Annotated in this window: 21 protein-coding genes, 1 tRNA gene and 1 rRNA gene (1 of these 23 cut by a window edge); 3 read left to right on the plus strand and 20 right to left on the minus strand. The window is 38.3% G+C overall.

Translation table 11 applies throughout. The features are described from left to right. The 5 genes from IGL13_RS11230 to IGL13_RS11250 all read right to left on the minus strand — a co-directional run. Positions 1 to 30: transfer RNA gene (locus tag IGL13_RS11230), tRNA-Ala, on the minus strand (it extends 43 nt beyond the left edge of the window). A gap of 79 nt (positions 31 to 109) precedes the next feature. Then, positions 110 to 1,670, minus strand: a 16S ribosomal RNA gene (locus IGL13_RS11235). 433 nt (positions 1,671 to 2,103) lie between these two features. Then, on the minus strand, positions 2,104 to 2,352 hold the full coding sequence (locus IGL13_RS11240; protein ID WP_002401337.1) for a hypothetical protein: 249 nt from the start codon (positions 2,350 to 2,352) through the stop codon (positions 2,104 to 2,106). Next, entirely contained in the window at positions 2,336 to 2,707 is a 372-nt protein-coding gene (locus IGL13_RS11245; protein WP_002385270.1) for a hypothetical protein, read from the minus strand. The genes IGL13_RS11240 and IGL13_RS11245 overlap by 17 nt, the downstream gene beginning before the upstream one ends. A gap of 64 nt (positions 2,708 to 2,771) precedes the next feature. Continuing rightward, complete coding sequence (locus IGL13_RS11250) at positions 2,772 to 3,140, minus strand: CvfD/Ygs/GSP13 family RNA-binding post-transcriptional regulator (RefSeq protein WP_002365178.1); 369 nt, start codon at positions 3,138 to 3,140, stop codon at positions 2,772 to 2,774. Positions 3,141 to 3,323: 183 nt separating this feature from the next. Here IGL13_RS11250 and IGL13_RS11255 point away from each other — a divergent pair, with 183 nt between their 5' ends. Next, positions 3,324 to 4,490, plus strand: a complete 1,167-nt coding sequence (locus IGL13_RS11255; RefSeq protein WP_002378737.1) for a MalY/PatB family protein — start codon at positions 3,324 to 3,326, stop codon at positions 4,488 to 4,490. A gap of 33 nt (positions 4,491 to 4,523) precedes the next feature. On the opposite strand, the gene IGL13_RS11260 is transcribed toward IGL13_RS11255, so the two are convergent. Further along, positions 4,524 to 4,730 carry a DUF3955 domain-containing protein gene (locus tag IGL13_RS11260; RefSeq protein WP_002361121.1) on the minus strand — a complete coding sequence of 69 codons (207 nt, stop codon included), beginning with the start codon at positions 4,728 to 4,730 and terminating at the stop codon, positions 4,524 to 4,526. A 164-nt stretch (positions 4,731 to 4,894) separates the two neighbouring features. After that, complete coding sequence (locus IGL13_RS11265; protein ID WP_002355150.1) at positions 4,895 to 5,485, minus strand: peptidylprolyl isomerase; 591 nt, start codon at positions 5,483 to 5,485, stop codon at positions 4,895 to 4,897. A 204-nt stretch (positions 5,486 to 5,689) separates the two neighbouring features. Here IGL13_RS11265 and IGL13_RS11270 point away from each other — a divergent pair, with 204 nt between their 5' ends. Both IGL13_RS11270 and IGL13_RS11275 read left to right on the plus strand, forming a co-directional pair. Continuing rightward, complete coding sequence (locus IGL13_RS11270; RefSeq protein ID WP_002368301.1) at positions 5,690 to 6,700, plus strand: NAD(P)/FAD-dependent oxidoreductase; 1,011 nt, start codon at positions 5,690 to 5,692, stop codon at positions 6,698 to 6,700. Between the two features lie 148 nt (positions 6,701 to 6,848). Next, positions 6,849 to 7,811, plus strand: a complete 963-nt coding sequence (locus IGL13_RS11275; RefSeq protein ID WP_002355148.1) for a phosphoglycerate dehydrogenase — start codon at positions 6,849 to 6,851, stop codon at positions 7,809 to 7,811. 66 nt (positions 7,812 to 7,877) lie between these two features. Here the strand turns inward: IGL13_RS11275 and IGL13_RS11280 are convergent, their stop codons facing one another. The 13 genes from IGL13_RS11280 to greA form a co-directional block, all read right to left on the minus strand. Continuing rightward, positions 7,878 to 9,431: a bifunctional metallophosphatase/5'-nucleotidase gene (locus IGL13_RS11280; RefSeq protein WP_002378739.1), complete on the minus strand. Its 1,554-nt coding sequence runs from the start codon at positions 9,429 to 9,431 to the stop codon at positions 7,878 to 7,880. A 97-nt stretch (positions 9,432 to 9,528) separates the two neighbouring features. Further along, a complete protein-coding gene (locus IGL13_RS11285; protein ID WP_002378740.1) occupies positions 9,529 to 10,809 on the minus strand; it encodes an extracellular solute-binding protein in 1,281 nt (426 codons plus the stop codon). A 23-nt stretch (positions 10,810 to 10,832) separates the two neighbouring features. Next, the gene (locus IGL13_RS11290; protein WP_002371395.1) at positions 10,833 to 12,122 is read right to left on the minus strand and encodes an MBL fold metallo-hydrolase; all 1,290 of its coding nucleotides are present in this window, start codon (positions 12,120 to 12,122) and stop codon (positions 10,833 to 10,835) included. Continuing rightward, entirely contained in the window at positions 12,106 to 12,924 is an 819-nt protein-coding gene (locus IGL13_RS11295; protein ID WP_002355144.1) for a carbohydrate ABC transporter permease, read from the minus strand. Before IGL13_RS11295 ends, IGL13_RS11290 begins: the two co-directional genes overlap by 17 nt. Positions 12,925 to 12,928: 4 nt before the next feature. Then, complete coding sequence (locus tag IGL13_RS11300; protein ID WP_002355143.1) at positions 12,929 to 13,804, minus strand: carbohydrate ABC transporter permease; 876 nt, start codon at positions 13,802 to 13,804, stop codon at positions 12,929 to 12,931. Then, positions 13,804 to 14,937 carry an ABC transporter ATP-binding protein gene (locus IGL13_RS11305; RefSeq protein ID WP_002385276.1) on the minus strand — a complete coding sequence of 378 codons (1,134 nt, stop codon included), beginning with the start codon at positions 14,935 to 14,937 and terminating at the stop codon, positions 13,804 to 13,806. Before IGL13_RS11305 ends, IGL13_RS11300 begins: the two co-directional genes overlap by 1 nt. A 146-nt stretch (positions 14,938 to 15,083) precedes the next feature. Further along, positions 15,084 to 16,022, minus strand: a complete 939-nt coding sequence (locus IGL13_RS11310; RefSeq protein ID WP_002361118.1) for a glycosyltransferase family 2 protein — start codon at positions 16,020 to 16,022, stop codon at positions 15,084 to 15,086. A 203-nt stretch (positions 16,023 to 16,225) separates the two neighbouring features. After that, positions 16,226 to 16,555: a HesB/YadR/YfhF family protein gene (locus IGL13_RS11315; RefSeq protein ID WP_002355140.1), complete on the minus strand. Its 330-nt coding sequence runs from the start codon at positions 16,553 to 16,555 to the stop codon at positions 16,226 to 16,228. A gap of 54 nt (positions 16,556 to 16,609) precedes the next feature. Beyond that, positions 16,610 to 17,275 carry a potassium channel family protein gene (locus IGL13_RS11320; RefSeq protein ID WP_002355139.1) on the minus strand — a complete coding sequence of 222 codons (666 nt, stop codon included), beginning with the start codon at positions 17,273 to 17,275 and terminating at the stop codon, positions 16,610 to 16,612. A gap of 103 nt (positions 17,276 to 17,378) precedes the next feature. After that, positions 17,379 to 18,011, minus strand: a complete 633-nt coding sequence (locus tag IGL13_RS11325) for a response regulator (protein ID WP_002355137.1) — start codon at positions 18,009 to 18,011, stop codon at positions 17,379 to 17,381. Continuing rightward, complete coding sequence (locus IGL13_RS11330; RefSeq protein ID WP_002365182.1) at positions 17,986 to 19,089, minus strand: sensor histidine kinase; 1,104 nt, start codon at positions 19,087 to 19,089, stop codon at positions 17,986 to 17,988. The genes IGL13_RS11325 and IGL13_RS11330 overlap by 26 nt, the downstream gene beginning before the upstream one ends. After that, positions 19,086 to 19,817, minus strand: coding sequence for a cell wall-active antibiotics response protein LiaF (liaF, locus tag IGL13_RS11335; RefSeq protein WP_002381168.1), 732 nt, complete (start codon positions 19,815 to 19,817; stop codon positions 19,086 to 19,088). Before liaF ends, IGL13_RS11330 begins: the two co-directional genes overlap by 4 nt. A gap of 150 nt (positions 19,818 to 19,967) precedes the next feature. Then, a complete protein-coding gene (gene greA, locus IGL13_RS11340; protein ID WP_002355133.1) occupies positions 19,968 to 20,447 on the minus strand; it encodes a transcription elongation factor GreA in 480 nt (159 codons plus the stop codon). Between the last annotated feature and the right edge of the window lie 215 nt (positions 20,448 to 20,662).

Here is a 20,662-nt window from a genome sequence, read left to right on the forward strand (position 1 = left end):
CAGGCGCTCTCCCAGCTGAGCTAAGGCCCCGAACTTATTTGATTGAGAGTAGACCTCTCAAAACTGAACAAAGTAAAGACGAAATGTGTATTTCCGTAATATTCCTTAGAAAGGAGGTGATCCAGCCGCACCTTCCGATACGGCTACCTTGTTACGACTTCACCCCAATCATCTATCCCACCTTAGGCGGCTGGCTCCAAAAAGGTTACCTCACCGACTTCGGGTGTTACAAACTCTCGTGGTGTGACGGGCGGTGTGTACAAGGCCCGGGAACGTATTCACCGCGGCGTGCTGATCCGCGATTACTAGCGATTCCGGCTTCATGCAGGCGAGTTGCAGCCTGCAATCCGAACTGAGAGAAGCTTTAAGAGATTTGCATGACCTCGCGATCTAGCGACTCGTTGTACTTCCCATTGTAGCACGTGTGTAGCCCAGGTCATAAGGGGCATGATGATTTGACGTCATCCCCACCTTCCTCCGGTTTGTCACCGGCAGTCTCGCTAGAGTGCCCAACTAAATGATGGCAACTAACAATAAGGGTTGCGCTCGTTGCGGGACTTAACCCAACATCTCACGACACGAGCTGACGACAACCATGCACCACCTGTCACTTTGTCCCCGAAGGGAAAGCTCTATCTCTAGAGTGGTCAAAGGATGTCAAGACCTGGTAAGGTTCTTCGCGTTGCTTCGAATTAAACCACATGCTCCACCGCTTGTGCGGGCCCCCGTCAATTCCTTTGAGTTTCAACCTTGCGGTCGTACTCCCCAGGCGGAGTGCTTAATGCGTTTGCTGCAGCACTGAAGGGCGGAAACCCTCCAACACTTAGCACTCATCGTTTACGGCGTGGACTACCAGGGTATCTAATCCTGTTTGCTCCCCACGCTTTCGAGCCTCAGCGTCAGTTACAGACCAGAGAGCCGCCTTCGCCACTGGTGTTCCTCCATATATCTACGCATTTCACCGCTACACATGGAATTCCACTCTCCTCTTCTGCACTCAAGTCTCCCAGTTTCCAATGACCCTCCCCGGTTGAGCCGGGGGCTTTCACATCAGACTTAAGAAACCGCCTGCGCTCGCTTTACGCCCAATAAATCCGGACAACGCTTGCCACCTACGTATTACCGCGGCTGCTGGCACGTAGTTAGCCGTGGCTTTCTGGTTAGATACCGTCAGGGGACGTTCAGTTACTAACGTCCTTGTTCTTCTCTAACAACAGAGTTTTACGATCCGAAAACCTTCTTCACTCACGCGGCGTTGCTCGGTCAGACTTTCGTCCATTGCCGAAGATTCCCTACTGCTGCCTCCCGTAGGAGTCTGGGCCGTGTCTCAGTCCCAGTGTGGCCGATCACCCTCTCAGGTCGGCTATGCATCGTGGCCTTGGTGAGCCGTTACCTCACCAACTAGCTAATGCACCGCGGGTCCATCCATCAGCGACACCCGAAAGCGCCTTTCACTCTTATGCCATGCGGCATAAACTGTTATGCGGTATTAGCACCTGTTTCCAAGTGTTATCCCCCTCTGATGGGTAGGTTACCCACGTGTTACTCACCCGTCCGCCACTCCTCTTTCCAATTGAGTGCAAGCACTCGGGAGGAAAGAAGCGTTCGACTTGCATGTATTAGGCACGCCGCCAGCGTTCGTCCTGAGCCAGGATCAAACTCTCATAATAAAAGTTAGAACAACCTTGCGATTGTTAAGCTCAATTTGTTTGCTAGCATATTGCTTGCTTGTTAAAAATGTTTGTTGTCTTGAATTGAATCAAGGCGCCCTACACATTTGGTTCGTCTATTCTTTGTTCAGTTTTCAAAGGTCTACGTTACCTCGCAGCAACTTTTATATCATAACAAACTTTCGTTTGAATGTCAAGAACTTTTTTAAAAAAGTTTTTTAAGTTGTTTTGCTCGGTTGTTGTCGTCTGTTGTGACAACTTCTATATCTTATCATCTCGTTTGTTATTTGTCAACAACTTTTTTGTTGTTTTTTCAAACTTTTTCCGAGAGATTTGAAACCAAGAATTGTTATTTAATTATTGATTTCTGAATCGCTCAGCTGTGTGACTCGCCTTGCGACATGTAATAATATATCAAGATTTTGATGTTTGGTCAACACTTTTTTTCAAAAAAATTAAAAGAAGTTTTCAATCTGTTTTCATTCTTTTCAATTATTTCGTTTTTAAACTTTTTAAATCCTAATTGTCTATCAAAACAGTTTAATCCCTTACTAAAAATCGAACAATTTGAATCATATATTTGAAATAGTTCGATTAACTTTTTTACGTACAACATAAAAAAAGAAAGAATCTGTTCGATTATCGACAGATTCTTTCTTTTTTGTTTAAAACATTGGGACACCTTCAATATGATATTTTGACCAAATCGTTTTTAATTCTGCAGGTGCTACCCATGTATAGTCTTTATCCATTTCATTTTTAAGTGCTTGTTCATCCATCTCGAAGACAAACAGCGGAACATTTTCTTTATTGATATGCGCGTTAGTTAATTCTACTAAGCTAATTGAAGTAACGTCCAATTGAACCTCTTCTTTGAACCATTGTAGCATACTAGCTAAACCCGTCATCTCATCAGAAACTTTTGCCATCGCAAACTCAATCGCTTCACCTATTGGATGCATCAAAAATTTTTTACTACCATCGTTTAAGTTCAGTATGATTGTTCCAGCGACTTTTTTGTTAGACACGACATCCACCTCAATTAATTTTTAGATTCACTAACAAAAGAAATTGTAACACACTTTCTGAAAAAATACAGAATTATTTTTCAAGCAACTTATCCATTGCTTCATCAATCCATTCTGGAAGTTCTTTGTCTAAGGTTGCAAAGCCAATTTTTTTATTCTTATCCGTAAAATATTTTTTACGTCGATGGTTCACTGAATGAACTTTGTCTTCAAGGGTCCGTAAAGATAAGCTAATCTTTTGAGAATATTCATCAACATCAATAACTTGAACGGTTACTTTTTGTCCAACGGTTAAGAGTCCATGGATATTTTTGGTAAAGCCAGCTTGTACTTCCGAAACATGAATCAGTCCTTGTGTTTCTTCGTCTAAAGAAACAAATGCGCCATATGGTTGAAGTCCGGTAATTGTGCCAGAAAGTACCATACCAATTTTGTACTTCATCAAATTTCCTCTTTTCATACGATAAATTTCTTTTTCCGTTTCTACTCATTTAAAATAATAGCATTTTTTCAACGTTTGTGCATTATTTCTTCCCTAGTTGTTAAAACTATTGTTTCATCTTTTAAGCAAAATCTACTATACTATAGGAAGTAAGACTTTATATAGAAGAAAAGGAGTTATCTTATGTTTAATTTTAATGAAACCATTGATCGTCGCCACACGAATTGTGTTAAATGGGACACCGTTGAAACGAGTTACCACGAAAAAGATTTACTACCTTTATGGGTTGCTGATATGGATTTCAAAGTACATCAGCCTATTCTTGATGCCTTGTCACAAGTTATTGAACAGGGCATTCTAGGATATGCGGTTGCACCTAATGAACTGTATCAAGCAATTCAAGATTGGCAACGTCAACACCATCAATTGATTGTTGAAAAAGAAGAAATTTTGTTTAATAGTGGCGTGGTACCCAGTTTGGCCACAGCCGTTCAAGCGTATACAGCACCTGCTGATTCTGTCATGATTTGTGATCCAGTCTACCCCCCTTTTGCAGATGTGGTAAAACAAAATGAGCGTAGACTCGTGCGACATTCCTTACTAGAAGTTAACGGACATTATGAAGTTGATTTGGTTAAAATGGAACAACAGATAATCGAAAAAAAGGTGAAACTGTTACTTTTTTGTAATCCCCATAATCCTGGTGGACGTGTTTGGACAAAAGAAGAATTGCTAGCAATTGGCCGTTTATGCCAAAAACACCAAGTAACTGTGGTTAGCGATGAAATTCATCAGGATTTGATTTTCAAACCGCATACCTTCACTTCCTTCACTGTCGCTGATGAAGCATTTAAGGAATTCACTGTTACCTTAACAGCGGCAACGAAAACCTTTAATTTAGCGGGGATCAAAAATTCAATGCTGTTCATTCCTAATGAAAAACTACGGCAATCTTTCGTATCTTTACAAGACAAAAATCATCAAGGCGGCATCAATACTTTTGGCTACGTTGGAACGGCAGCTGCCTATCAAACAGGGGAGGAATGGCTAACGGCATTACTTGATTATTTAAAAGAAAATATTGATTTTGCCCTTTCTTTTTTCCGTGAAGAGCTGCCTAGCGTTCGTGTAATGGAGCCTGAAGGAACCTATCTTTTATGGTTAGACTTTAGTTCTTATTCGCTAACGGATCGGGAACTTCGCGATACCTTAATTCATAAGGGGAAAGTGGTTCTAAATCCAGGAATTAGTTTCGGTCCCCAAGGTTCTCAACACATGCGTTTAAACTTAGCTTGTTCAAAAGAAACTCTCGAAGAAGGCCTTTTACGTATCAAAAAAGCCTTTAATTAAAAACAGCTGTCCTAGTTTTTAGGACAGCTGTTTTTAATTCTTTCTTTTGCGTTTAGCTAAATAAACTCTGACGAACCAGATACCTGAAAATATAAGTAAAATTTCTCCAATTATTATTGTATAAAATCCTGGTTCATGAACGATTCCTTGCTGATCTACATACGTAAAAAACGTTCCTATAAAGGGGAGTATTACTGCAAACAAAGCCAAGGCCATTGGATATCTGTATTTTTCTAACAAATTCGCTTCCTCTCCTTCTATTCTTTAATTCAGTATCCTATAAAGACTTCATTAAAAGAAGCGATTTGGATGCTTTTAAAAAAAAGTTAGTCGTTTTAAGAAAAAAATAAAGAGTACCAACGAATTTGTCCCTCGTTGGTACTCTCTTTTTCAATTGGTTAAACTTATTCACCAATGATTTCAACTGTGTCCATCACGACGTCAAATGTTGGACGGTCTTGGGCATCCCGTTGGACTCCACCAATTTCATCCACTACATCCATACCATCAACAACATGACCAAAAACAGTATGACGGAAGTCTAACCAAGGTGTTCCGCCTTGTTTGTAAGCTTCAATAATTTCTTCTGGAAAACCAGCATCTTCTAACTGACTCATCATTTGAGCTGGAACATTTTGATTAGTAACAACAAAGAATTGGCTGCCATTTGTGTTAGGACCAGCATTTGCCATTGACAATGCGCCACGCAAATTGAAAACATCCCGAGAAAATTCATCCTCAAATGCTTCTCCATAAATACTTTCGCCGCCCATTCCTGTTCCGGTTGGGTCACCGCCTTGAATCATAAAATCAGGAATCACACGATGGAAAATAACGCCATCATAGTAGCCCTTTTTCGCTAATTCAACAAAATTTTTAACCGTTTTAGGCGCTTGTTCTGGGAATAATTGAACAGTGATGTCGCCTCGGTTTGTTTTAATGACCGCTTTTGGGCCTTTAGCATTTTCTAAATCTAATTGTGGAAATTGTGACATGAGAATGTCCTCCTAGATAATTATTTTATAGTTCCATCATATCGAAAAATGCTGAAAATTGCTATGATCTTTTTCCAATGATTAAAGAATGCTTTGATTCGTTAGCCAAACTTGCTTTTTTCGAAAAGCCGTGCTATTTTGTGAAGTGTTCGCAAAACGATCAATAGTTGTCTCAACCCTAAATGAATTAGGAGGAATTTTCAAATGTCTGATGAAAAAGATATTTATGATTTAACGATTATCGGCGGCGGTCCTGTTGGATTATTTGCCGCTTTTTATGCGGGAATTCGTAAAGCAAAAACGAAAATCATTGATAGCCTGCCGCAATTAGGTGGTCAGCTAACAATGCTGTATCCCGAAAAATATATTTATGATATTCCTGGATTCCCTGCTATTAAAGCCGGTGAGTTAATTGCCAATTTGGAAAAACAGATGCAGCCATTTCAGCACGATGTTTGCTTGGAAGAAGAGGTCACACACCTTGCACAGGAAGCAGATGGACTTTTGCGCTTAGACACAACTAAAGGCACACATTATTCTAAAACGGTTATCTTTGCGATTGGTAACGGCGCTTTCCAACCTCGACGTTTAGCTATCGAAAATGTTGAAGCCTTTGAAGGTGAGTCAATCCATTATTATGTGACTGACATGAAAAAATTCGCTGGCAAAAAAGTTGCGATTGCTGGTGGCGGCGATTCCGCAATTGACTGGGCTTTAATGCTAGAAAACGTCGCAGAAGAAGTATCTATTATCCATCGTCGCCCACAATTTCGCGGCCACGAACATAGCGTGGAACAACTGGAAAAATCTAGTGTTTCTATCAGAACTCCCTATATCATTAGTGATATTTTAAAGGAAAACGAAACGTTCACAGGCATCCAATTAACGGAGACAAAAGGTGACCAAACATTGGATCTCCCTCTGGATGATTTAATTATCAATTATGGCTTCACTTCTTCTTTAACACACCTCAAAGAATGGGGATTAGACGTTTCTAGAAATGCTATTAATGTTCATTCCGATATGTCAACTAACATTCCTGGTGTATACGCTGTAGGGGATATCTGTTCCTATGAGGGAAAAGTGAAATTAATCGCTACAGGCTTTGGTGAGGCACCTACTGCCGTAAATAATGCTTTACATTACTTACGGCCCGATGCTCGACGTCAACCAGTTCATAGTACAAGTTTATTTGAAAACGGCGTACCTAAATAAGGTTAGCACTGGACTTTAGCAGTTTTTAAGCCAAGGACAAAAATCTAAATCGGATTTTTGTCCTTGGCTTTCTGCTTTACTGAAAAGCCTTTCTTTTTCTCTTTTAAATTTATTTTTGATACAATAAAAAGTGCTAGGAGGAAGAAAGATGAACCAACCAATTATTTATTTAAATGAAGTATTCAACGAAGAACAACTGGAACAAGTGAAAGCTGTGGCGCCCAATTATCTAGTTAAAACATCTACCGATCATTTATCATCTGCTGAAGAAGAGGCAATCGAAATTATGTTAGGCTGGCATAAAGAAATTGGTCCGCGTTTATTAGCCTCTGATACTAGTCACCTAAAATGGATTCAGCTCATTTCTGCTGGTGCTGATTATATGGATTTTGATAAATTAAGAGAAAAGGGTATTCTGTTGTCTAATGGTAGCGGAATCCATAGTGTTTCTATCTCAGAACATGTTTTAGGCGTTTTATTAGCACATACCCGCGGACTGCAAGAAAGTATCCAACAACAAATGCAACACACATGGAATCAAACAGCCCCTTCCTATCAACAACTTTCTGGGCAAAAAATGTTAATCGTAGGCACCGGGCAAATCGGACAACAATTAGCTAAATTTGCTAAAGGTTTAAATCTTCAAGTTTATGGCGTGAATACCTCTGGACATGTGACGGAAGGCTTCATTGAATGCTATTCACAGAAGAATATGAGTAAAATTATCCATGAAATGTCCATTGTTGTGAACATTCTTCCTTTGACTGAAACAACAAAACATTTATACAATCAGGCACTTTTTGAAAAAATGGCTCCTGAAACAATTTTCGTAAATGTTGGTCGAGGCGCCTCAGTAGCAACGAACGATTTGATAACTGCCTTAAACAATAAAACCATTGCTTTTGCTGCCTTAGATGTCTTTGAAGAAGAACCTCTTCCCGAAGATAGCCCTTTATGGGAGATGCAGAATGTTTTATTAACACCTCATATTTCTGGCATGACACCGAAGTTCAAATCAAAATTACTGGCGATTTTTATTCCAAACTTAAATCAATTTGTGACGGATCAGACCCTCGTCAAAAACCAAGTTTCCTTAAAAAAAGGCTATTAACTCAAAAAAGGCCTTCAACCATCTTTCAAGTAATTGCATGGTTGAAGGCTTTTTTTTTGCTATTTTTTACCAGATAACCTTGAAGTTATCATTTGTCGACGCTTGAATGATTGGATGTTTTTTTAAATATTCTGCAATCAGTTCCGTCATATCAATTTGAATTTCTCGAATAATTTTTTCAGGTTGGAACATTTGATAGTTTCCGCCACCGACTGCTCGGTATTGATTTGTCACGATTTCCAAAACATCTTCTGCTTGCACTGCTTTGCCATGATAATTAAGTTTCGTCACTCTTTCACCAAACGGTTGTCTTAAATCAAGCGTATACTCAATGCCTTCATACATATCATAATTATAGTATTGTGGTTTTGGATCGACATATTTCGGGTTAAAAATTGGTTGGCCTTTTTCTAACACAAAATAAGTAGCGCTTTGTTCTAACGCTTCACGGAGGTCTTGTCCAGTGACACGCAATACAGCCAAGGTATTTGGATAAATGTAGTTGGTAATGATATCGCGCATCGTAATTTGATTATTAAACCCTTTGCCTTCATTGTTAAAAAGTGCAGTCCCTGAAATATCCGTTCCGCTTGAAGCCATTTGGACGTTATTAATAAATTCTATATATGGATGTTCTTTGAGGCGTACGGCATTCGGATTTTGAATCGTCATATCCCCTTCCACATTTCCCACTGGTTGGTCAAGCCACTCTTCTACCTCGTCATGTAACGCTGTTGTCAAAGCTAAAACTTCTGTATCTGGTTGTTCGTTTCCAACAGGATGAATAGCTGCGTCACTTCCAATAACGTGATAGCCTTTAGCCATAGGTTCAATTTCTAAAGTAATTTCTCCAACGAAAGCTCCTCGAAAACCTGGTTGAATCACAGGTATTCCATTCAGTTTTGTAGCAATTTCTCGATGTTGGTGACCAGTGACTAAGGCATCAATCCCAGGAACTTTTTCCAATAAATCGTAGCCTTCATTTTCTCCTGTTAGTAATTCCGTGGGTTCCCCTGTTTCTAAATCTTTTTCAAAACCGCCATGGTAAGCGACAACAACTAGGTCCGCTTCTTCCCGCAGTTTTGGCACGTATTCTGCCGCTGTTTCAACGACACTTTTAAACGTTAAATCTTTGACTGTTGCCGGCTGTTCCCAATGAGGAATATATTGAGTCGTCACGCCAAGGATGGCTACTTTAACCCCTTGTTTTTCTATGATGACATACGGCTGACCGAAATAAGGTTGTCCATCTTTACCAAGAATATTGGCAGCTAAAACTGGCTGTTGATAACTGGCAATCGTTTCCTTTAAATAATCTAATCCGTAATTAAATTCGTGGTTACCTAAAATGCTAACATCATAATCCATTTGATTAATGATCTTAGTGATGGCTTCCACTGAATGTGTTTCTGCTTTTCTTACGTAATAACTAAGCGGCGAACCTTGAATAAAATCCCCATTTTCAATTTGAAAAACTGGTCCTTTGGCAGACGCACGTAACTTTTTCAGCATGGTTGCTGCTTTTGCGGTTCCAAAAGGCAAATCCATCTTTTTTTCACTATAACTTGTTGGCATAATGTACCCATGCATATCACTTGTTGCTAAAATTTTTATTTGCATTTTGTTTCTCTCCTTCTTCCGCCCAAAAGAACAGGAAGGTTAGAACACGAGCCATAACGACTCAGATCCCAACCTCCCACGTCTGTTTATTTATTGATTATTGGTTCCATGCTTGTTCAAATTGTGATGTTGCATCTTTCAATAATTTTTTCGTGTCTTTATTTGATGAAGCAAAAATACTTTCCATAATTGTCCGCATTTCATTATAGGCTGAATCAGCATTCTCTTCTACTGGGATAGCGAATAAATCTTTTACTGCGTTTTCAAGTTGTGCAGGTACTTTGGTTGTCTTAGAGTTTTTGTACTCATCACTGTGTAAAACAGATTCTAAAATTGGCATATAACCTGTTTGTTGTGCCCAGTACAATTGTGAATCAGGAGTAGCTAAGAATTTCATGAATTCAAATGCCGCTGTCCGTTGTTCTGGCGTAGCACTATCGAACATATAAATATCTGTTCCTTGTTGTAAGTTGATTTTTTCAGGACGTGGTGCAACACCGTATTCATAGCCACCAGCTTCAGCATCTTTTTGAACAAAACCAGCACCAGCAATACTACCGACAAACATTGCTACCTTTTTGTTTGCAAATGGGCCAGATAAATATTTATCTGAACCAGCTGTGCGGAAGTAACCTGCTTCGATACCATCACGGTAATAGTCCACGACTTCTTGTGAATCTTTGCTTGTTAAATCTAAGTCTTTATTAAAATCAACGCCTTTGTTTTTCATTCCAATTGCGTAATAGTTATTTAACGAGTCAAAACCAGCACCAACGACTTCTTTGTTGGATTTTTCGTAAATTGTTTTAGAAGCTTCTTTTAATTCCTCTAATGTTTTCGGTACTTCAACACCATATTCTTTCAACAAATCAGCATTATAGAATAACATTTCTGTCGATTTATTAAATGGAATGCCGTATTGTTTGCCGTCGATTTTGGCGCCGTCTAACAATACTTCACGAATTGGCTCTGCATCTTTCCAGCCGATTGTGTCATCATCCATATATGGTTTTAAGTCCACTAACATTTCATCTTGTGCAGCATTCCATAACCAGCCTGGGTACGCTTGCGTAATTGTTGGTAAATCTTTTGGTGAAGTTAAAGTCGAATTGATTTTGGCTTGTAAATCAGGGTAAGCAGATTGATTTTGTAATTCCACTTTAATTTTTGGATTTTCTTTCATGAAGTCTTTCGTTAATTTTGTTAACGCTTCTTCTTGAACCCCATTCATTGCATGCCAGAAAGTGATTGTCGTATCTTCCTTCACTTCTTTCACAATATCGTTTGATTCTTTGGCCCCATTACTGTTACCACAAGCCCCCAATGCGAAAATAGCTGCGGTTGCTAACACTGTTGTTGCTAGAGTTTTGAACTTCATTTTTTTCTCTCCCTTAAAAAAATTTATAAAACAATTTGCTCGCCACGTTCTGGCAATATTCTTTCACCATACGGGTTTTCCAGTTTTTCTGGTTTTAACGTATGGATTGGAACCAATACTTGAGGTTCAATCAATGCAATAATTTTATCCAGATCTTCTGGAATTGCATGTCCTGAACAAGCTAAGCGGACAAAAGTAATGTCTTTTTTAGCCAACAAATCTAAAAACACGCGATACTGTGGATCAAAGTCCCCTAACGGTTGGGCATCACTGTGAATGTATAAACTACCTTCTTGGAGGTTGTCAAACTGGTTCACAACTTGCCACAAATAGTCTGTTTTGTCCTTTAGTAACGTGTCATACGGGATTTCTAACGCTGGATTCAATTCTAGTATTTTACCAGATTCAGCATAATAATAACGAACTTCTATTCCAAATACTTCAAGTAACAACGCAGCCATATTTGCTTCTAAAACGACTGTACGTGGTGACTTTTCAATAATCTTAGCAAAACGTTCTACGTTTGCTGGATAACCATTAAAGGTAATTTGTCGATTCGGGTTTTCTAGTTCTAAACGAACCAAGTGCTGAACAAGATCTTCTTCACTGACAACCGCTATTTGGGCTGGATCTGGTTCACGTTCTGGGAAGCTAATGCTTACGCCTTCCATCATTAATAATTCAGTATGTTTGGCTTTTTCACAAAAAGCTAAAGTCTCTTCACGATTATGGCCATGTAAGCGCAAATCACCTGTGTATGTGATGAAATGGTCAGGCGTGCGAATCAGTAATGCCGAAGCACCGTACGCGTCATGATCAACAGGTACGATTTCCACTGAAATTTCGCCAACTTTAATCACATCGTTTTTATTAAGACCAATCATTTCTCGGGTAAAATTCTTTTCTTCAAACGGTGATGGAATCAAAAAATCACCTTTGCGATTTAAACTATTTAGAATCATTTTCGTTTCTTTTAGGGTGTACAACGGAACAGCTGGGTCTAAATAATTAATCATGCGTGAATGATCTAAATGGGCATGAGATAAGAAAACAGCGGTGTGTTGATACTCTTTGTCTTCTGCACCATGATATTCATAACCTAAACGTGGATCATATAAGTCTTTTAATTCTGGCACTAAACGATTATTAATTAAGGTTTCAATGTGATCATCGGGCAAATCTAATTCTGGTCGAAATTCTGTACCAAAATCAAAGAAGATGTGGGCATCTTTATACGCCACTTCAATCACGGTTCCTCCAATTGTTAAAATGCCACTGTGAAAAGTCACAGTTGTTTTAGCCTTTGATTCCATTTTTTGCAACTCCTCTGATAATTTCTTTTCTGAAAATCAAGTAAATAATTAAAATTGGAATAACGGTTAATGTTGCAGCAGCCATTTGTAAATGTACGTCACTACCGCTCTCTGTCGCAAAGGCCGATAGTCCATTATTCAATAGACGGTATTTTTTCTCGTTCGTCACCAACAATGGCCACAAGAAAGAATTCCAACTAGAAATGAATGTTAAAATCCCTACTGTTACCAACGCTGGTTTTGACATTGGTACTAAAATACGCCAAATATATTCTAAATCACTAGCGCCATCAATCTTGGCAGCCTTGTAAAAAGTATCAGGAATACCTTTTAAATAACCGTTTAAATAGTAAATATAAAAAATACTAGTTAAAAATGGAATAATTAAGGCGCTGTAAGTATTTAACAAACCTAATTGCGCAATCGTTTGATAATTGGTAAAAATAATAGATTCATACGGAACCATTAACAACGAAATCATCAAAGCAATGACCACATTTTTAAAACGGAACTTCAAACTCGTTAACGCGAATGAAGCTAAAACGGCGGTGACTACCGTAGCAATCGTTGTAACGCCTGAAACAAAGACTGTGTTCAAGAAATACCGAAGAAAGGGTGCTTTTTGAAAGACCTCTGTGTAGTTTTGCCATTGTGGTTGTTTTGGAAACATGGTTGGCGGCATGCTGGTCGCTTCAGAGTAACTCATTAAACCAGCTAAAATCATATAGACAAATGGAAATAACGTAATAACGGCTAAAATGCCTAAGAAAACAAATGCGATAATCGTTAAAACTTTTTTCATTGGCTTATTGCCCCACTTTCTTTAAGAGTTTATTTTGTAAGAAAGTGACCACTAAAATAATCACAAATAAAATCACTGTGGCGGCCATCGCAATTCCGGGACGCCCTGCAATGTGGAATTTGTCATAAATATAGTACACTGCGGTTGTGGCACTGTTGGCAATCCCCGCACGACCACCGAATAAAGCATAAACTTGTGTATAAACTTTAAAGGCGCCAATTAAATTGACCGTTAATAAAAAGGCAATGGTCGGGACTAGCTGCGGAAACGTAATACGTCGGAAAATTTCGCCGTCTGAGGCACCAAACATTTTCGCTATTTTAAAGTGTTCTTCATCAATATTTCTCAAGCCCGCCAACAAAATAATAATATTAAATGCTAAACTCGTCCAAACCCCAAAAATAATCAATGTCGGCATACTCATTTGAACATTATCTAGCCAGTTGACAGAAGGAATGCCGAAAAAGCCTAAGACGTAATTGACAATTCCATAATCGCCATTAAAGAAGTAACGGAAGACAATCCCAATGGCAATCGTACTCGTTACATAAGGCATAAAGAAAATCGTTTCAAAGAAACTCTTATGTTTAACTTTTTCAAAGATAATCCAAGCAATTGCTAGGGAAATTATCAAGGCAATCGGTACCACAGCAAATGCATAGAGCGCTGTATTTTTTAACGCTTTATAGAAGATTGGATCATTCAATACACGTTGATAATTTTCTAAACCAGCGTAGCGTTGGTTAATTAAGGAACCTTTTTGGAAGCTCATCCACAAAGAACGAAACAGTGGATAAACGCTAAACAGTAAAATGATTCCTAATGATGGGAGAAGGAAGAGCCATGCTTTTGGTTGATTTTCTGGATTGTATTTTTTCATTAGTAAACCCGGTCTCCCGCTTCGTTAAAGATAAATACTTTTTTATATGAAAAATCAAAAGATAAAGTGTCTCCTTCTTCAATCGCTTCTTCTACACTTACAATTGATTTCACTTGTTCATTTCCTAATGTAAATCGTAAAATACGTTCTCGACCAATCAATTCCACTAAATCTGTCGTTGTGGTAAAGAGACCTGTTTCAGTTGGTACCACATCTTCTGGACGAGAAGCAAACGTATATTTCCCGTCAGTCATTGGCATTTTAAAGCGTGCTTGCTCAAAACGCTCAAGCGGAATTTCAAAACTTTCGTGGTACATTTTGCCGTCTTTCACTTCAACAGACAATAAATTAATAATTGGGTTACCTATGAACTGAGCAACAAATAAGTTATTTGGTTCTAAGTAAAGGTTTTGAGGTTCATCATTTTGTTGAATAACCCCTTCGTTTAATAAAATAATTTTATCACTGATTGATAGCGCTTCCTCTTGGTCGTGCGTTACAAAGATTGTTGTAATCCCTACTTCTTTCACCAAGCGGCGGATTTCTTCACGAATTTTCAAACGCAAACGTGCATCCAAGTTACTTAAAGGCTCATCTAATAATAAAACATCTGGTTTTTGAACTAACGCCCGGGTAATCGCAACACGCTGTTGTTGACCACCAGAAAGTGTGCCTGGCTTTTTATGGCTTAACTCTTCAATATTCGTTAGTTTCATATATTCTTCGGCAATAGCTTGTGCCTCTGCCTTGGGAACTTTCTTACTTCCTACCGTCAAAGGAAACATTACGTTTTCTAGAACAGTCATATGTGGATATAAGGCATAGTTTTGAAAAACGAACCCGATGTTCCGATCTTTTGGTGCTGTTTTGACAACCGATTGCTGTCGAAACTGAATATCTCCATCACTTGGATGCAATAAACCTGCAATTAAGTTTAAAATTGTGGATTTCCCACACCCACTTGGTCCTAACAAACAAACCAAGTCCCCTTGCTCAATCGTAAAATTGACCGATTTTAACGCTTCAAACCCATTATCGAATACTTTTTTCAAGTCGATAACTTCTATCATGACCCAACCTCCAAAAAAACATTTAATAGCATACCTTTTGATTTTAACATTTATTTCTTGCAACCGCGAGAGCAAAGCTGTTTCATTAAGATAAAAATAGGTAAAGTTAATGTATTTTTTATGTAAAAAATGTTGTTTTTCTGAAAAGCCTATTTACACTTTTTTTAATGCACAACAAAAAAACAGAGAATTTTTCTCTGCTTTTTTGGTTATTTTTTAGAATCTTTTTCTGATTCCTTTACAATATAAATTGGTCGTTTTTTCGTTTCTAAGAAAATTTTGCCGATATATTTGCCAATAATTCCTAAACATAATAGTTGCAAACCACCTACAAAAAGTACAATACAAACCATTGAAGGCCAGCCGCTTGTTGGATCACCATTAACTAATGTTCGAAAGATAATCACTAACATTGCTAGTGCAGAACCAATACACGAAAAGGCGCCAACGTATGAAGCAATATTCAATGGTGTTTCTGAAAAATTGACAATCCCGTCAATTGAATAACTTAATAGACTCCAGAAAGACCAAGAGGTTTCTCCAGCAATTCGTTCTCGATTTTTAAATTCAATATATTCTGTTTTAAAGCCGACCCAACTAAAAATCCCTTTTGAAAAACGATTATACTCAGATAACTCTAAAATCGCATCGACCATTTGTCGGGTCATGACACGAAAGTCACGGGCACCATCCACCATTTCCGTCTCAGCAATTCGATTAATGAGTTTATAGAACATCCGTGCAAAAAAGCTACGAATGGGCGGTTCGCCGTCTCTTGTTACGCGTCGTGTGCCAACACAATCTAAATCTGTACTGGTTTCAATCATCTCAATCATTTGAGGTAATAACTCAGGCGGGTCTTGTAAATCAACATCCATGACTGTCACTAAGTCACCTGTTGCTTCTTTTAAACCAGCGTATAAGCCTGCTTCTTTCCCAAAATTTCGTGAAAAAGAAAGATAACGGACCTTCTCTGGATGTTCGCGATAAAGCTGTCTTAAAACAGCTAACGTCTTATCTTTTGAGCCATCATTCACAAATATATATTCTACTGAATGAGACAGTTGCTGGCTAATTTTTTCTACTTCTTCAAAAAACAGCGGAATCGCTGCTTCCTCATTATAACAAGGGACAACAATTGATAACATTTTATTTCCTCCACACTTCAGTTAATTATCATTATACCATATAATAGCCTTATTAAATAACGATATCCAACTAAAAATAACTTAAATAGAAAGAACCTGAGAAAAAATCCAAAACGATTTTTTCTCAGGCTGACTAGCGGTTAAACGAAAGCAACAGAAATAGTCCTACGCACTACTTCAGCCTCTTTTGTTTAGCACTAAAATTATTTTGTTAAATCTTCTTGGTTTGCTTCAAATTGATAACGCGGTTCATCATTCTTTTCATCATAATCAACAATCAAATCATACCCTTTAAAGAACCAATCATCTGTTTCTTCAATAAAATAGGTAATCCCATCTAGGTTCTCTTTAATCATTGGCTCATCTGGCGCTTCTACAGACATCGCAATGGAAAAACCATCATGAACAGGTGTTTTTCCGTAAATTTTTCCGAAAAAACGAATGCCTGTCTCAGGCTGAACCCCGGTTTCTTCTTTAAACCATTGTTGGGCTTTCGGTGTCACTTCTAATTTCATTCTTTGTTCCTCCTTCACATCTCTGTCGCCATTTATTGTAGCACAGCGCAGTGCTTTTAGAGAATAAAGTGCTTAGCCATTCATTTTTTCATCTAATAAATCAACATCTGCGGTATCACCGATAACTAATAAATTGTCGTTTTCTCGAACAATTTCAGAAGCATCTGGCGAAGCAATTACTTCTGTTTTCGAGCGGCGAATCGCTACCACAGTTAAACCAAATCGCTGACGGAAATTTAATTCTGCTAAGGTTTTATTGTAAAATTTTGGATTGGTGACCCGAACCTCAGCTAATGAAAATTCGCTAGATAATTCAATATAATCTAAAATATTGCGTGAAACAAGTTTATGGGCAATTCGAATACCCATATCTCGCTCTGGGTGAACGACCATGTCTGCCCCAATTTTATCTAAGACACGGGCATGATATTCATTGACTGCTTTGGCCAAGACATTGGGAACCCCCATCTCTTTAACCATTAGTGTCACTAAAATACTCGCTTGAATATCTTCACCAATTGCCACCACTACGTGATCAAAATTCCGAATTCCTAAAGAACGCAACGTCATTTCATCTTGGGCGTTAGCCACCACTGCATGCGTTGCAATATTCATATATTCATTGACACGGTCTTCACTGCTGTCAATGGCCAAAACTTCTTGACCAGCTTCCACCAAAGTTTGGCATATGCTGCCGCCAAAACGTCCTAAACCAATAATTGCAAAATTTTGTTTCATTTCTTCTGACCGCTCCTGTCTGTTCGTTAAAATTAGTATAACAAATCCATAAATAAATTCCTAGAAGGATTTCCTAGAATTTATTTATGGATTTATCTGATATTTATTTGGCTAAACCATGTTGAAAAGCATAAATCGCCGCTTGGGTCCGATCATCCACATCTAGTTTTGCTAAAATGTTTGAAACATGTGTTTTAACTGTTTTCAAAGTGATAAAGAGTTCATCAGCTATTTCCTGATTACTTTTACCTTGTGCAATCAACATTAAAATTTCGTGTTCCCGGTTTGTCAAATCTTCGTGCAACACCGGCTCTTGTTTTTTTGTTAACCGTTCCATCATCTTATGCGTCACTTCAGGTTCCAACACACGCTCTCCGCGATAAGTCGCCCGAATTGCATCAGCAATCTCATGTGCTGTTGATGTTTTTAATAGGTAGCCCGCTGCACCAGCTTCAATCGCCGGATACACTTTTTCATCATCAATAAAACTCGTCACAATAATAATCTTGGCTTCTGGCCAATCTTTCAAGATCGCTTTGGTTGAATCAATGCCGTCCATTTCTTCCATTACCAAATCCATCAAAATAACATCTGGACGTAGTTCCAATGCTTTTTCATAGCCAATCTTACCGTTTTCTGCTTCGCCTACGACTTCTATATCCTCTTGAATAGATAAATATGATGAAACGCCTAAACGGACCATTTCATGGTCATCCACTAACATTACTTTGATCACTTGCAGTTTCCTCCTTTATGACAGGAACTTTAATTTCAACGCTGGTTCCCTGCCCTTTAAAACTAATAATTTTAACTGTACCGCCCATGCCGACAACACGTTCTCGGATATTATTTAAGCCATAACTACCGGCTTTATTACTTTGTTCCTTCATATCAAAGCCGACACCATCATCAACAATACGCAATAACACGTTTTTATCGACTTGGTGTAAGTATACCTCTAATTCCTTTGCTTTGGCATGTCTTAAGGTATTTGAAAGTAATTCCTGCACAATTCGGAAAAGATGATCCTCAATGCTGCTATTTAAATGAACATCTTCAACATCCCAAATCAATTCAATTTTAATTTTTGTTTGTAGTTCTTTCAGTAATTGTTCAATACCTTTACGCAAACTTTTTCCTTCTAGACTGATAGGACGCAAGTGCAATAGTAACGCGCGCATTTCCGATTGGGAGGCATTAATGATTTCTGCCACCATGGCTAGTTGTTTGCGATATGGTTCAGGAGTTTCTGTTCGTTGTGCTTGTTCATTTAAGGCAGACAACATCATCATGGCTGCAAAAAGTTGTTGACTGACTGAATCATGCAACTCCCGCGCCAAACGATGCCGCTCGTTCTCTAAAATTTCTTCTTTTGTTTGCCCATCCATTAATTGCGGTCGACTGTTTAATAATTGCAATTCTTTAGACATCTCTAATAATTTATTTTTAATCGACCAAATATCTTGTTCGACTTCGGTTAGATAATGGTCTTGATTTTCACTGGTCGTTGGTTTGTTTAAGACTGGACTTTCATAATTACCGTTGGCCAATAACCGAAGTTTTTCTTCAATCCGTCCATATTGCCCTTTTTGAACCAATGAAATCAGTAAAAAGGTCAATAAGCCTATTAGTAAGGATATGAGAACAATGTGCACAATTAGTGGTAAATAAAAGACTTTTCTCTGAAGAAGCTCTAATAGCCACCGGTTTTGTTTAATCGAATGAAAATATGAAAACAATGTAATTAAGATAACAATAAAGGTGCTAAGGGACGCATATAATGAAATCATGCGTCTTGAAATCCGATCGGTCATACACGGATCACCTCAACATCTCCTACTAAAGTGTTCGTCATAATTTTCAAACGACGAAGATTGGTATCGTAATCATTGCTGTAAATTTTTAATGATTCGTTTTTCAATTGATATTTTTCTTCTTCAAAACGTACCGTTCCGTAAAAAGTTGAATGTTCTAACAAAATAGCTACACCTAACGGCACTAGAATTCGCGTGCGGCCAAAACCTTTACGAATAATAATAATATTGTCTTCTTTCGGTAGTAGCGTATTACCTAAATCAATAATGGTGTCCCCAGAGATTAAATCAATATTGATGTCGTCCCATTCATAGATATTGTTACCAATGCGTTCGTTGGCAAACCAGCGGCGTTTAAATCGTTTGCCATTTTTAGGTTCTTTTGCCGCCGTCTCCACCATAATCATTTGTTTTTTTCGCCAAGGTGCTCGCTCAGCTATATCCACGCCTGAAATCTCAAAGCCTTTTAAGCCGATAAAGAGTACGCCAAAAATCAACATAAACCAAACAGCCGTGCTGTTCATTGCACCAATGACAATAAAAACAACGCCGAGGACGAATTGAAAGTTGTTAAAATGTGTTTTAGATGCTTTCCTGGAAACGTAGGCCACAAGTAAAACGCCAATTGTTAATAAAACAGCTAATCCAGGATTATGTACAATTTGCCATAACGCCAGAATAAAAAGTAATGCTTCTGCGACGATAAAAAAGCGCCAAGGGTTATTCATAGATTTGCCTCCTCCCTCTGTCATTTATTTTACTCGTTTATTTTATTTAATCATAGTGGTTTGCGCCTCAGGTTACCATAGGACTTTAGCCCTAAATGTCCTAGATTGCGAAAGGACAGGCCTTGGAAGCTGCCTGCCCTACTCAATTATTTAGTTTGCTTCAACTTTTGTAATTTTAACTGTCATGTCGCCACCAGGTGTTGCAATAATCACTTGGTCGCCTAATTGTTTACCAATTAAGGCTTGCGCAATCGGTGAATCGTTAGAAATTTTACCAGAAAATGGATCGGCTTCGGCACTTCCTACGATTGTGTATTCCTCTTCTTCTCCATCAGGCAATTCTTGGAAAGTAACTGTTTTACCGATGGAAACTTCGTCTTGGTCCACGCCATCATTATCGATGATTTCTGCAAAACGAATCATATTTTCTAACGTTGTAATACGTCCTTCAACGAAAGCTTGTTCATCTTTAGCTGATTCATACTCTGAGTTCTCTGAAAGATCCCCAAAGCTACGAGCGATTTTAATACGCTCTACGATTTCTTTACGTTTAATTGTTTTTAATTCTTCTAGCTCTTGTTCTAATTTTTCTTTTCCTTCAAGAGTCATTGGATATACTTTTTCTACCATGTTAATTCTCCTTTTTCGCTTAACGATACGTAGTTCTTGGTTGGTTATTGAAAAAAATTCCGCTTTCAATCCACAAAAGAGTACCACGCTTTTTCTAAATTGTAAATATAATTATTGAATTTTTGTGATTTTGCTAAATTTTATTTATATAAATTTCTAGTTGCTACTCTTTCCCTCTGTTAAACAGATTACTTTTTGAGTATCTAAAAGCTTGG

The sequence above is a fragment of the Enterococcus sp. DIV1937 genome, from assembly GCF_050535975.1.
In the GTDB taxonomy this organism is placed as follows: domain Bacteria; phylum Bacillota; class Bacilli; order Lactobacillales; family Enterococcaceae; genus Enterococcus; species Enterococcus faecalis.

What these genes read in the sequence shown, in the direction of transcription:
- IGL13_RS11270 (WP_002368301.1), top strand. Translation starts at nt 5,690, where the DNA reads ATGTCTGATGAAAAAGATATTTATGATTTAACGATTATCGGCGGCGGT.
- IGL13_RS11250 (WP_002365178.1), bottom strand. Translation starts at nt 3,140, where the DNA reads ATGAAGTACAAAATTGGTATGGTACTTTCTGGCACAATTACCGGACTT.
- IGL13_RS11280 (WP_002378739.1), bottom strand. Translation starts at nt 9,431, where the DNA reads ATGCAAATAAAAATTTTAGCAACAAGTGATATGCATGGGTACATTATG.
- liaF (WP_002381168.1), bottom strand. Translation starts at nt 19,817, where the DNA reads ATGAATAACCCTTGGCGCTTTTTTATCGTCGCAGAAGCATTACTTTTT.
- IGL13_RS11265 (WP_002355150.1), bottom strand. Translation starts at nt 5,485, where the DNA reads ATGTCACAATTTCCACAATTAGATTTAGAAAATGCTAAAGGCCCAAAA.
- IGL13_RS11285 (WP_002378740.1), bottom strand. Translation starts at nt 10,809, where the DNA reads ATGAAGTTCAAAACTCTAGCAACAACAGTGTTAGCAACCGCAGCTATT.
- IGL13_RS11255 (WP_002378737.1), top strand. Translation starts at nt 3,324, where the DNA reads ATGTTTAATTTTAATGAAACCATTGATCGTCGCCACACGAATTGTGTT.
- IGL13_RS11275 (WP_002355148.1), top strand. Translation starts at nt 6,849, where the DNA reads ATGAACCAACCAATTATTTATTTAAATGAAGTATTCAACGAAGAACAA.
- IGL13_RS11295 (WP_002355144.1), bottom strand. Translation starts at nt 12,924, where the DNA reads ATGAAAAAAGTTTTAACGATTATCGCATTTGTTTTCTTAGGCATTTTA.
- IGL13_RS11330 (WP_002365182.1), bottom strand. Translation starts at nt 19,089, where the DNA reads ATGACCGATCGGATTTCAAGACGCATGATTTCATTATATGCGTCCCTT.
- IGL13_RS11310 (WP_002361118.1), bottom strand. Translation starts at nt 16,022, where the DNA reads ATGTTATCAATTGTTGTCCCTTGTTATAATGAGGAAGCAGCGATTCCG.
- IGL13_RS11300 (WP_002355143.1), bottom strand. Translation starts at nt 13,804, where the DNA reads ATGAAAAAATACAATCCAGAAAATCAACCAAAAGCATGGCTCTTCCTT.
- IGL13_RS11320 (WP_002355139.1), bottom strand. Translation starts at nt 17,275, where the DNA reads ATGAAACAAAATTTTGCAATTATTGGTTTAGGACGTTTTGGCGGCAGC.
- greA (WP_002355133.1), bottom strand. Translation starts at nt 20,447, where the DNA reads ATGGTAGAAAAAGTATATCCAATGACTCTTGAAGGAAAAGAAAAATTA.
- IGL13_RS11290 (WP_002371395.1), bottom strand. Translation starts at nt 12,122, where the DNA reads ATGGAATCAAAGGCTAAAACAACTGTGACTTTTCACAGTGGCATTTTA.